Source organism: Kitasatospora sp. NPDC056327, from assembly GCF_042261735.1.
Classification (GTDB): domain Bacteria; phylum Actinomycetota; class Actinomycetes; order Streptomycetales; family Streptomycetaceae; genus Kitasatospora.
On sequence record NZ_JBHJRC010000264.1, the window covers coordinates 1 to 11655 of the forward strand.

General features: G+C 75.5%; 10 protein-coding genes. 3 read left to right on the forward strand and 7 right to left on the reverse strand.

Annotated features, from left to right (window positions below; genetic code table 11):
* Window positions 1–64: 64 nt before the first annotated feature.
* From hemB to ACFCX4_RS28670, 7 genes are all read right to left on the reverse strand, one after another.
* Window positions 65–1045 carry a porphobilinogen synthase gene (gene hemB / locus ACFCX4_RS28640; RefSeq protein ID WP_376148415.1) on the reverse strand — a complete coding sequence of 327 codons (981 nt, stop codon included), beginning with the start codon at window positions 1043–1045 and terminating at the stop codon, window positions 65–67.
* Between the two features lie 71 nt (window positions 1046–1116).
* A complete protein-coding gene (locus tag ACFCX4_RS28645) occupies window positions 1117–2781 on the reverse strand; it encodes a uroporphyrinogen-III synthase (RefSeq protein WP_376148418.1) in 1665 nt (554 codons plus the stop codon).
* A complete protein-coding gene (gene hemC / locus ACFCX4_RS28650; protein WP_376148421.1) occupies window positions 2778–3791 on the reverse strand; it encodes a hydroxymethylbilane synthase in 1014 nt (337 codons plus the stop codon). The genes ACFCX4_RS28645 and hemC overlap by 4 nt, the downstream gene beginning before the upstream one ends.
* A gap of 41 nt (window positions 3792–3832) precedes the next feature.
* On the reverse strand, window positions 3833–5170 hold the full coding sequence (locus tag ACFCX4_RS28655) for a glutamyl-tRNA reductase (protein WP_376148424.1): 1338 nt from the start codon (window positions 5168–5170) through the stop codon (window positions 3833–3835).
* A gap of 31 nt (window positions 5171–5201) precedes the next feature.
* The gene (locus ACFCX4_RS28660; protein ID WP_376148427.1) at window positions 5202–6101 is read right to left on the reverse strand and encodes a redox-sensing transcriptional repressor Rex; all 900 of its coding nucleotides are present in this window, start codon (window positions 6099–6101) and stop codon (window positions 5202–5204) included.
* A 101-nt stretch (window positions 6102–6202) separates the two neighbouring features.
* On the reverse strand, window positions 6203–7000 hold the full coding sequence (locus ACFCX4_RS28665; protein WP_376148430.1) for an exonuclease domain-containing protein: 798 nt from the start codon (window positions 6998–7000) through the stop codon (window positions 6203–6205).
* A 186-nt stretch (window positions 7001–7186) separates the two neighbouring features.
* Window positions 7187–7471 carry a glutaredoxin family protein gene (locus tag ACFCX4_RS28670; RefSeq protein WP_376148432.1) on the reverse strand — a complete coding sequence of 95 codons (285 nt, stop codon included), beginning with the start codon at window positions 7469–7471 and terminating at the stop codon, window positions 7187–7189.
* Between the two features lie 118 nt (window positions 7472–7589).
* Here ACFCX4_RS28670 and ACFCX4_RS28675 point away from each other — a divergent pair, with 118 nt between their 5' ends.
* The 3 genes from ACFCX4_RS28675 to ACFCX4_RS28685 all read left to right on the forward strand — a co-directional run bounded on the left by ACFCX4_RS28675 (window position 7590) and on the right by ACFCX4_RS28685 (window position 11609).
* Window positions 7590–8573 (forward strand): HAD family hydrolase, encoded by a 984-nt coding sequence (locus ACFCX4_RS28675; RefSeq protein ID WP_376148435.1) that lies wholly within the window; start codon window positions 7590–7592, stop codon window positions 8571–8573.
* 617 nt (window positions 8574–9190) lie between these two features.
* On the forward strand, window positions 9191–9967 hold the full coding sequence (locus ACFCX4_RS28680) for an ECF subfamily RNA polymerase sigma factor, BldN family (RefSeq protein WP_376148442.1): 777 nt from the start codon (window positions 9191–9193) through the stop codon (window positions 9965–9967).
* 280 nt (window positions 9968–10247) lie between these two features.
* Window positions 10248–11609, forward strand: a complete 1362-nt coding sequence (locus tag ACFCX4_RS28685; protein ID WP_376148438.1) for a DUF5667 domain-containing protein — start codon at window positions 10248–10250, stop codon at window positions 11607–11609.
* The last annotated feature ends 46 nt before the right edge of the window (window positions 11610–11655 follow it).

An 11655-nucleotide genomic window follows, 5' to 3' on the forward strand; every position in this document is an offset into this window, starting at 1 on the left:
CCCCTCGTCGCGGAGGGGCCCGGCCTTCCGTCGCCGGTGCCGGTGCTCCGGCCCTGCTCCGGCGCTACTTCAGCATCGCGGCGGCCTCGACCGCCCAGTAGGTGAGGATCTGCTCGGCACCGGCCCGGCGCAGCGAGGTCAGGGTCTCCAGGATCATCCGCTCCCGGTCGATCCAGCCGTTGGCCGCGGCGGCCTCCACCATCGCGTACTCGCCGGACACCTGGTACGCCGAGACCGGCACCGGCGAGGCGTCGGCGACCTGGCGCAGGACGTCCAGGTAGGCCATGCCCGGCTTGACCATCACCAGGTCGGCGCCCTCGGCGACGTCCAGCTCCAGTTCGCGCAGCGCCTCCCGGGCGTTCGCCGGGTCCTGCTGGTAGCTCTTGCGGTCGCCCTTCAGCGAGGAGCCGACCGCCTCCCGGAACGGGCCGTAGAACGCCGAGGCGTACTTGGCGGTGTAGGCGAGGACGCCGACGTCCTGGTGACCGGCCTCGTCCAGCGCCCGCCGGACCACCGCGATCTGGCCGTCCATCATCCCGGACGGACCGACCAGGTGGACGCCCGCGTCCGCCTGCACCCGGGCCATCTCGGCGTACCGCTCCAGGGTGGCGTCGTTGTCCACCGAGCCGTCCCCGGCCAGCACGCCGCAGTGGCCGTGGTCGGTGTACTCGTCGAGGCACAGGTCGGACATGACCACCAGGTCGTCGCCGACCTCGGCGACCACGTCCCGGATCGCCCGCTGCAGGATGCCGTCCGGGTTGGTGCCCTCGCTGCCGACCGCGTCCTGGACCTCCGGGACGCCGAACAGCATCACGCCGCCCAGGCCGGCCGCGGCCGCCTCGACGACGGCCTTGCGCAGCGTCTCCCGGGTGTGCTGGACCACGCCCGGCATCGAGGAGACCGGGACGGGCTCGCGCACGCCCTCACGGACGAACAGCGGCAGGATCAGCTCCGCCGGGTGCAGCCGGGTCTCGGCGACCAGCCGGCGCATCGCCGGGGTGGAGCGCAGACGGCGCGGGCGGACGTACGGGAATTCAGCGGACACGGCTTCTCTCTCCGGACGGTGGTGCGGTGGTGCGGCACCGGGGGCGGCGGTGGGCCGCCCCCGGCCGTGGGTCAGCGCGCGGCCTTGCGGCGCGAACCCGGACGGCGCTCGCTGGGCCGGTAGACCGGCTCGCCGGCGGCGGTCGCGGTGTCCCGGCGCTTGGCCCCGAAGTCTGCCAGGGCCTGGGCCAGGGCGGCCGCCGACGGCGCCGGGGCCATCACGTCGACCCGCAGGCCGTGCTCCTCGGCGGTCTTGGCGGTGGCCGGGCCGATGCAGGCGATGACGGTCACGTTGTGCGGCTTGCCCGCGATGCCGACCAGGTTCCGCACGGTGGAGGACGAGGTGAACAGCACCGCGTCGAACCCGCCGCCCTTGATCGCCTCGCGGGTCTCGGCCGGCGGCGGCGAGGCGCGCACCGTGCGGTACGCGGTCACGTCGTCGACCTCCCAGCCCAGCTCGACCAGGCCGGCCACCAGGGTCTCGGTGGCGATGTCGGCGCGCGGCAGGAGCACCCGGTCGATCGGGTCGAACACCGGGTCGTACGGCGGCCAGTCCTCCAGCAGCCCGGCCGCGGACTGCTCGCCGGAGGGCACCAGGTCCGGCTTCACGCCGAAGTCCACCAGGGCCTGGGCGGTGGTCTCGCCGACCGCCGCGACCTTGATGCCGGCGAACGCGCGGGCGTCCAGGCCGTACTCCTCGAACTTCTCGCGGACCGCGCGGACCGCGTTGACCGAGGTGAAGGCGATCCACTCGTAGCGGCCGGTGACCAGGCCCTTGATCGCCCGCTCCATCTGCTGCGGGGTGCGCGGCGGCTCGACCGCGATGGTCGGCACCTCCTGCGGCACCGCGCCGTAGGAGCGCAGCTGCTCGGAGAGCCCGTACGCCTGCTCCTTGGTGCGCGGCACCAGCACGTTCCAGCCGAACAGCGGCTTGGTCTCGAACCAGGAGTGCGAGGCGCGGTGGGCGACCTGCTCGCCGACCACGGCTATCACCGGGGTGGCCGGGTCCACCGGGGCGGACACCGGGGAGGGCAGCACCCGGGCGGCCTTGAGGTCCGCCGCGATGGTGGCCAGGGTCGCGGTGAAGGTGCGCTGACGGGTCGTGGTGCCGGAGAGCGTCGCGCTGAGCGCCGAATCCGGCTTGCGGCCGTTGGACACCAGCGCGTTGGCGGTGGCCGGCAGCTGGCCCAGGGTGGTGCGCACCACCAGGGTGGTCTCCGGCGCGCCCAGGTCCACCGGGGAGCCGGCCAGCAGCGCCACGGCCTCCACGAAGCGGACGTCGGTGCCGGCCGCGCCGCGCAGCGGAACGCCCGCGTAGGCGGGCACGCCGACCGACTGGGCGACGCCCGGGATCACCTCGAAGGCGATCCCGGCACCGGCGCAGCCGAGCATCTCCTCGGCCGCGCAGCCGTCCAGGCCGGGGTCGCCGTCGACGGTGCGCACCACGTGCTTGCCGGAGCGCACGGCCTCGGCGACCAGCCGGGCCAGGTCGAAGTCCGGCCCCTCCACGCCCGGGGCGTGCACCTGCACACCGGACGGACAGTGGCTGCGCACGGCGGCGGCGGTCAGCGGGTCGGCGACCAGCACGTCGGCCGAGGCCAGCACCTCGACGGCGCGCAGCGTCAGCAGGCCCGGGTCACCGGGGCCCGCGCCCAGGAAGGTGCAGCGGCCGGCGGCGGGGACGGTACCCCCGAACGGGCTGTCGGCCGGGAACTCGGTGGCGGTGGTGGGGCTCATCGGGCTCGCTCCCCCATCAGGGCGGCCGCGCCCGCGTCGAGCAGCCGGGCGGCCAGCGCGCGGCCGAGGGCCGCCGCCTGCCGCTCGGCGGTCTCGTCGAGGACGATCGGACCGTGGGCGGACATCTTCAGCAGGGTGGCGCCGTCGACGGTACCGACCACGCCCTCCAGCCGCAGTTCGTTCTGGTGGCCCCAGCCGGCCAGCGCGGCGACCGGTGCGGAGCAGCCGGCCTCCAGGGTGGCCAGCAGGGCGCGCTCGGCGGCGACCGCGACCCGGGTGGGGGCGTGGTCCAGGGCCGACAGGGCGGCGGCCAGGCCGGTGTCGGAGGAGACGCACTCGACGGCGAGCGCGCCCTGGCCGGGGGCCGGGACCATCAGCTCGGGGGCGAGGTGCTCGGTGAGCTCGGCGGCCCGGCCGAGCCGGTTCAGGCCGGCGGTGGCCAGCACCACGGCGTCCAGCTCGCCGGAGGTCACGAAGCCGATCCGGGTGTCCACGTTCCCGCGGATCGCGACCGTCTCCAGCCCGGCGCCGTTGGCCCGGGCCCAGGCGTTCAGCTGCGCCATCCGGCGCGGCGACCCGGTGCCGATCCGGGCCGGACGGCCGGCTCCGGCCAGCTTCTCCACCAGTTCGCCCAGCGTGAGGCCCTCGCGGGCCACCAGGGCGTCGCGGCTGTCCTCGCGCGGCGGGACGGCCGCCAGCGTCAGGCCCTCGGCGGCCGCGGTGGGCAGGTCCTTGAGCGAGTGCACGGCGAAGTCGATCCGGCCCTCCAGCAGCGCGTCGCGCAGCGCGGAGACGAACACACCGGTGCCGCCGATCTGGGCCAGCGCCTCGCGGGAGGTGTCGCCGTAGGTGGTGATCTCCACCAGCTCGACGGGGCGCCCGGTGCGGCGCGTCACCTCGCGGGCGACCATGCCCGACTGGGCCATGGCGAGCGCGCTGCGCCGGGTGCCGAGCCGCAGGGGTGCGGCGGTGGCGTCCGGTGCCCGGCCGATGAGCGGTTGACCATTCATGAGGTGATCGTCCCGGTGGTACTCGTGGGATGGCTGACGGTTCATCCGGCGCCCCCGCCCGCAGGCTGCTGGGTGCCGATCGGGGTGCCCGAGACCGCGTGCACGGCGGCCGGGTCGAGGTCGAACAGTTCGCGCAGGGCCTCCGCGTAGGAGGCGCCGCCCGGCTCGGCGGCCAGCTGCTTCACCCGCACGGTGGGCGCGTGCAGCAGCTTGTCGACCACCCGGCGGACGGTCTGGCCGATCTCGGCGCGGGAGCGCTCGTCCAGACCGGGCAGCCGGGAGTCCAGCCGGCCCAGCTCGGCGGTGACCACCTCGGAGGCCATCGCGCGCAGCGCCACCACGGTGGGGGCGATCCGCGCGGCCCGCTGGGCGGCACCGAACGCGGTGACCTCCTCGGACACGATGCCGCTGACGGCGTCGACGTCGCCGGCGCCGGGGGTGGCGGCGTGGGCGTGCGAGAGGCTCTCCAGGTCGACCAGGAGCGCGCCGGGCAGTTCGTGCACGGCGTGGTCGACGTCGCGCGGCATGGCGAGGTCGAGGAAGGCGAGCGGGGTCGCGCCGGCCCGCGAGGCGACCGCGGCCTCGACGTCCTCCGCCCCGATCACCACGCCGGCCGCGCCGGTGCAGGAGATCACCAGGTCGACGTCGGCCAGCGCGCCGGGCACCTTGGAGAGCTCCAGGGTACGGGCGACGTCCGGACCGAGGATCTCGGCGAGCCGCTCGGCGCGGGCCGGCGTCCGGTTGGCGATCAGCAGGTCGGTCACGCCCGAGCGGACCAGGGTGGCGGCGGCCAGCGAGCTCATCGAGCCCGCGCCGACCACCAGCGCCCGCTTGCCGGCGATGCCGCCCGCGACGGCCGCGACCTGCTCCAGTCCGAAGGTCACCAGCGACTGGCCGGCCTTGTCGATCCCGGTCTCGCTGTGCGCCCGCTTGCCGACCCGCAGCGCCTGCTGGAACAGCTCGTTCAGGCCGCGCCCGGCGGTGTGCTCCTCCTGGGCCCTGGCCAGCGCGTCGCGCAGCTGGCCGAGGATCTGGCCCTCGCCGACCACCATCGAGTCCAGGCCGCAGGCCACCGAGAAGAGGTGGTGGACGGCGCGGTCCTCGTAGTGGACGTAGAGGTGCGAGGTCAGCTCCTCCAGGTCCACACCGCTGTGGTGGGCGAGCAGCAGCGACAGCTCGGCGACGCCGGCGTGGAACTTGTCGACGTCCGCGTACAGCTCGATCCGGTTGCAGGTGTTCAGCAGCGCGGCCTCGCCGACGGCGGTGGACGCGGCCGCGTCGTGCAGCAGCCGGGTCGGCACCTCACCGGTCAGCGCGGCGCGCTCCAGCACGCCGACGGGGGCCGTGCGATGGCTCAGCCCAACGACGAGAAGACTCACGCCCGCCCCCTGGTCCCACGAATCTCGGTGCTCATGCCGGCATCACCGCGGACAGCTCGCCCTCGCCGGCCTTGCCGGGCTTGCCCTTCGCCGCCGCGTCCGCGTCCTTGGCCGCCGGGGTGTCGGCCGTCCGCGGCTTGGCGCTGCCGCCGGCGGCCCGGCGCAGCTTGGCCGCCGCGGCGCGGACCGGGCCGGGGGCGCGGTCGAGCACGGACTCGGTGCGGTCCGGCTCGTCGCCGGCCTTGCGCTGCTCGTGGAAGGCGAGGATCTGCAGCTCGATGGAGAGGTCCACCTTGCGCACGTCCACGCCGTCCGGGACGGTCAGCACGGTCGGGGCGAAGTTCAGGATGCTGGTGACACCGGCCTCGACCAGCCGGTCGCAGACCTGCTGGGCCGCACCGGGCGGGGTGGTGATGACGCCGATCGAGACGTGCTGGCTCTCCACGATGGACTCCAGTTCGTCCATGTGGCGCACCGGCAGGCCGGCCGCGCTGCTGCCGACCACGGCCGGGTCGGCGTCGAGCAGGGCGGCGACCCGGAAGCCGCGGGAGGCGAAGCCGCCGTAGTTGGCGAGCGCGTGACCGAGGTTGCCGATGCCGACGATGACGACCGGCCAGTCCTGGGTCAGGCCCAGCTCGCGGGAGATCTGGTAGACGAGGTACTCGACGTCGTAGCCGACGCCGCGGGTGCCGTACGAGCCCAGGTAGGAGAAGTCCTTGCGCAGCTTGGCGGAGTTCACCCCGGCCGCGGCGGCCAGTTCCTCGGAGGAGACGGTCGGCACCGAGCGCTCGGAGAGCGCGGTGAGCGCGCGCAGATAGAGGGGCAGCCGGGCGACGGTCGCCTCCGGGATGCCCCGGGCACGCGAGGGTCGGCGCGCGGCGCCCTGGTCGGGCGTCTGCGAACTGCTCTGTGGTGATCGGCCGATTGCCACGGTGCTCCTGTGGGTGAAGCTGGGCTTTGGCAGCCAGGCTATGCGTTTGTGAACGTGTGCACAAAGATGGTGTCCGATTTGTCCCCGCACAGTGATGCGCATCACGCCGTCGACCCCATAGCACCGGCCGATTTCCGGACCGCCGCCGGGGGCGGTGCGGCGGGTGGCCGGGGGACGCACGGAAGACGGCCCGGCAGCTCGCGCGGGGCGGGCACCGGCACCGGGCGCGCGGCGTCCCGCCGGACCAGCGGGACCGGCTCGCCCGACGGACGGGAGCGTGCCCGCCCCAGCCGGGGCCACACCACCCGGGCCGCCTCGCGCAGCGGCTCCGTCCGGTTCCCGGGCGGGCAGGACGGCGCGTCCAGGCAGTGCCGCAGCAGACCGGCCGTGGCCCGGGCGTCGCCCAGCGCGGTGTGCGCCGGGAACCCGCCGAGACCGGCCGCCTCCACGCAGGCCGTCAGGCCGAAACCCCGGGCCTGCGGCAGGTGGGCGCGGGCCAGGCGCATGGTGCACAGCAGCGGCACCGGTGGCAGCGGCACCCCGATCCGGGCGAACTCGCGGTCCAGGAAGGCGTGGTCGCAGGTGACGTGGTGGCCGACCAGCACCCGGCCGGCCAGCAGCTCCAGCAGCGCGGGCGCGATCTCGCGGAACCGCGGGGCGCCCTCGACGTCCTCCTGGGCGATCCGGTGCACATGGGTCGGGCCGACCGGGCCGAGCGGGTCCAGCAGGGTGCAGAACTCGCCCTCGGCGCGGAGCCGCTCGTCCAGCAGCACCACGGCGACCTCGACCACCCGGTGCCGCCAGGGGCTGCGGCCGGTCGCCTCCACGTCCACCACGGCGAAGCCCCCGCGCGCGGCCGACGGCTCGGCGGGCGCGACCGGGGGCGGGCCGGGAAGCATGGCGGCACTCCTCGCGTGCTCAGCCCCCCACGGGCGCATACGAGTTCGATCGTAAGCCGATCGGCGGCGGGCGCCGCAAACCGGGCACGCGGATTCTTCACAACGATTCGGCGAACCGCCCCCGCCGGACGGCGGGGGCGCGGGACGCCTCCGCCGGAACGGGCCGGGCGACCCCGCCGGCGGGGATCAGGCGCCGAGGGCGGTGCGCAGGCGCTTCTCGTCCACCCGCCAGAAGTCGTGCTGGCGGCCGTCGATCAGGGTGACCGGGATCTGCTCCCAGTAGCGCCGGTGGAGCTCCTCGTCCCGGGTGATGTCCTTCTCCTCGAAGGCCGCTCCCAGCTCCGCCGTCACCCGGACGATCACCTCCCGGGCGTCGTCGCACAGGTGGCAGCCGGGCTTGGCCACCAGGGTCACCGTCCGGTCGGCCGGCGCCGGCCCCCGGTTCTTGTCACGTCGCAGCAGTGGGCTCACCCCGCCATTGTGCGACGTCCTCACGGACCGGCCGGACACCGGCGTCCCTCCCCCCGTTCACCGGGCGGGCACGCCGCCGTCACGGTCGAGGCGCAGGTCGCTGGCTATGCTCGAAGACATGGCCGTGCTCCGAAGGCTCACCCAGGCAAAGCGCTCCACCAGCGCGCGGACCGCCCTGGCGGGCGAGGCCGCGGCCGAGGCGGCGGAGGCCGCGCTGCGGGCCGCGCCGGAGCCCGGGGCGCCCGGCGGGCCCGCCGGGGAGGAGCAGCCGGGCAGGCGCGGCAAGGCCCCCAGGCCCCCCGAGGGGAACCACACCCCCGAGCCGGGCGACCCGCGCGCCGCCGCCTTCTTCGACTGCGACAACACCATCCTGCGCGGGGCCGCGATCTTCTACCTCGGCGTCGGCCTCTACCGGCGCGGCTTCCTCAGCCGCCGGGACATCGCCCGGTTCGCCTGGCAGCAGGCCTGGTTCCGGCTGCACGGCACCGAGGACCCGGAGCACATGGCCGACGCCAAGCACACCGCGCTCGGCGTGGTGGCGGGCAAGCGGACCGCCGACCTGGAGGCGCTCTGCGAGGAGGTCTTCGAGGACGTCATCGCCGACAAGGTGTGGCCGGGCACCCGGGCGCTGGTGCAGATGCACCTGGACGCGGGGCAGCGGGTCTGGCTGGTCACCGCAGCGCCGGTGGAGGTCGCCCGGATCATCGCGGCCCGGCTCGGCATGACCGGCGCGCTGGGCACCGTCGCCGAGGCGCGCGACGGCGCGTACACCGGACGGCTGGTCGGCGAGCTGCTGCACGGACCGGCCAAGGCCGCCGCCGTGCGCGCCCTGGCCCGGCGCGAGCGGCTCGACCTCGACCGGTGCGCCGCGTACAGCGACTCGGCCAACGACATCCCGATGCTCTCGCTGGTCGGCCACCCGTACGTGGTGAACCCGGACGGCGCGCTGCGCCGCCACGCCCGCGCGCAGGGCTGGCGGGTCCGGGACTTCCGCACCGGGCGCAAGGCGGCCCGGGTGGGCCTGCCGGCGGCGGCCGCGCTCGGGGTGGCCGCGGGAGCGACGGCGGCCGGGGTCGCGCTGCACCGCCGGCACCGCTCCTGAGCCCTCCGGACCGGTCGCCGGACCCCGCCGGGGGCCGTGCGCGGTCCCCCCGTCCGGCCGCCCCTCGCCGGGGTGAGCGCGGTCAATTCGCGCGCTGACCAGGCCGCCCGTACGGGCGAACTCCCGCGCGCCGCGGGCCCGGCCGGGCCCGCCGACCGAACTCGTCGGCCGGTGACCGGATCTGATCGTTCGCCGACTTGCGAAAGTCGGGGATTATCGGGCCCCCGAGCCGGGAAACCGCCCGCCGCGCCACCGAATTGGTCACCCGGCGCACCCGTTCGGTCACGTTGGGCCAGAGCATCGCCGACATGTTCGGTCAGTGTCGGCCGGATGTGGACCCCCCGCGGATCCCAAACGACCACTTCGACCACACGGTGTAGCTGTCATTGCACAAAGCGTTATTCTCTCCTGGATGCACGTCACCCACCCGCCCCAGCACGACCGGGCGGACACGGGCGTGCTCTCCGCGCAGGCGGAGGTGATCCGTCCACAGTTCTGCCTCTGGGAGTCCCGTGTACCCACCCGTCCGGAACGACGCGCCTGCACCCTCCCGCCCGTCGTCCGCGCCCCTGCGCTCCCGCACCGGCCTCCGCGGCCGCCCGGCCCAGCCCCGGCAGATCTCCACCGGCCTGGACCTGCTGCGCAGCCTGCTCCGGAGCCAGCTCGTCGTCACCCCCCAACCCGTGCCCGCCGGCGCCCCGTTCGCCCCCCAGGCCGCTCCCCCCGGCGGCCCGCTGCTGCGCACCACCGCGGCCGGCCAGACCGGCGCCGGCGCGCGCGGCCGCAGCGGCACCGCCGCCGGCCGCGGCCGGACCCGCACCACCGCCGGCCCCGGCCACGAGACCGAGCACAACCCGGTGATGGAGCTGGTCGAGCGCGCCCAGGCCGGCGAGAGCGAGGCCTTCGGGCGGCTCTACGACCACTACTCGGACACCGTCTACCGCTACATCTACTACCGGGTCGGCAGCCGGGCCACCGCCGAGGACCTCACCAGCGAGACGTTCCTGCGCGCGCTGCGCCGGATCGGCACCTTCACGTGGCAGGGCCGGGACTTCGGCGCCTGGCTGGTGACCATCGCCCGCAACCTGGTCGCCGACCACTTCAAGTCCAGCCGGTTCCGGCTGGAGGTCACCACCGGCGAGATGCTCGACTCCAACGAGTGCGAGCGCAGCCCCGAGGAGTCGGTGCTGGAGTCGCTCTCCAACGCCGCCCTGCTGGAGGCCGTCCGGCGGCTGAACCCGCAGCAGCAGGAATGCGTCACCCTCCGTTTCCTCCAGGGGCTCTCGGTCGCCGAGACCGCCCGGATCATGGGCAAGAACGAGGGGGCCATCAAGACCCTCCAGTACCGCGCCGTGCGCACCCTGGCCCGTCTGCTCCCGCCCGACGCGCGGTGAGCCGGCGGCGTTCCGGGGAGCGTTCCGGGGAAGCGGCGGGAGAGATAGGAAGCGGGCCGTCACCACACGTGGCGGCCCGACACATCCGGGTGAACGGTCGGTCCGATGATCAGCCGTGCGTAACCGACCGCCCGCACCGCTCGTTGGCCAGCGTGCAAGCCTCCACCAGGCGTACGGTCAAGTCGAATTGCGACCTCTCACCCGATGGAGTGGCTTTGGCTTGCCGGGGCAACCGTCCGGCAGGCCGGGGTGTCGACAACGACGAAGGGAGGTGCGGCCCGTGACGGCAAACGTGCTGGAACACCGCCGGGCGAAGGCCTTCGCCGAGGCGCTGGAGGCCCACCAGGCGGAGCGAAGCGCTGCCGACGGTGAAGAAACGGCCAACACCGCTGCCGGCAACGCCGGTTCGGCCGCGATGGCGGAACTCATCGACACGGTCGGCGCGCTCCGCGCGCTGCCCGCACCGGAACTCGACCGCGAGGTCCGGACCGTCCAACGCGCCCAGCTGATGGCCGCGTTCGAGCAGGCCTTCGCGGGCGGCCCGGGCGCCACCGTGCCGAGGCAGCGCCGCCACCGGACCGTCCGGACCGCGCCGCGCGGGCGCTGGAGCCGGCGGTTCGCGATCGGCGGGCTGGTCGCCGGCCTCGCCGTCGGCAGTTTCGCCGGCGCGGCGGCCGCCAGCGGCAACGCCCTCCCCGGCGACCCGCTGTACGGCATGAAGCGCGGACTGGAGGGCCTGCGGCTCAACCTCGCGGAGTCCGACAGCGAGCGCGGCGAACTGCTCCTCGACAACGCGGCCACCCGCCTCGGCGAGGCGCGGTCGCTGGTCGGCCGGGCCGGCACCGGCGGTTCGCTCAGCCCGGGCACCGTCGACCAGGTCCGCAAGGCCCTCGACGACATGCACGCCGACGCGCTCAAGGGCCGGGACCTGCTGCGCGCCGTCTACCGCAACAACGGCTCGCTCGACCCGATGCGGGCCCTGGCCGGCTTCGCCCAGGACGAGGACGGCACCTGGGCCGAGGTGCAGTCCCGGCTGCCCGTCCAGCTGATCCCGCAGGCCCACCTGGTGGACCAGCTCTTCGACGACATAAGCCAGGACGTCGCGCCCCTGCGTCTGGTCCAGCAGCCCGCCGGCAGCGGGACACCGACCGACGGCGGGGCGGGCGACGGCACCCGGGGCCAGGGCACCGGCGGCTCCGGCGGACCCTCCGCCGGCACCGCGCCCGACGCCGGCCGGACGGACGGCGGGGCACCGGCCCAGGGCGGCGTCATCGGCGGCCTCACCGGCACCGTGACCGGCGGACGGCCCGGCGGCCTCCCGCTGGTCCCGCCGCAGGGCGGCGTCCCGGCACCGGCCGCACCCGCAGCCCCCGGCGCACCGGCCGCGCCGGCGCCGAGCGCCGACGCCGGCGTCGTTCCGGGGCCGGTCGGCGGACTGGTGGACAACCTCACCAGCGGGCTCACCGGCACCAGGCCCTCGCCCAGCGCGGACGCCCCCGCCCCGGTCCCGGCACCGGACCAGTCCCCGGCGCCGACGGCCGACGCACCGCCCAGCGCGAGCAGCGGGGCCACCCAGCAGGGCGTCGAGGTGCCACCGCTGATCCCGGGCCTGCTGCCCGGTCTGCGGATCCTCGGCGGCTGACCGGACGGACCCGGCGGAACGGGCGGGCCCCGGCGGACATCCCGTC

Bases quoted from the DNA above. Each gene is read 5' to 3' on its own strand.
- ACFCX4_RS28645 (WP_376148418.1), bottom strand. From the start codon at position 2,781: ATGAGCCCCACCACCGCCACCGAGTTCCCGGCCGACAGCCCGTTCGGG.
- ACFCX4_RS28665 (WP_376148430.1), bottom strand. From the start codon at position 7,000: ATGCTTCCCGGCCCGCCCCCGGTCGCGCCCGCCGAGCCGTCGGCCGCG.
- hemC (WP_376148421.1), bottom strand. From the start codon at position 3,791: ATGAATGGTCAACCGCTCATCGGCCGGGCACCGGACGCCACCGCCGCA.
- ACFCX4_RS28675 (WP_376148435.1), top strand. From the start codon at position 7,590: ATGGCCGTGCTCCGAAGGCTCACCCAGGCAAAGCGCTCCACCAGCGCG.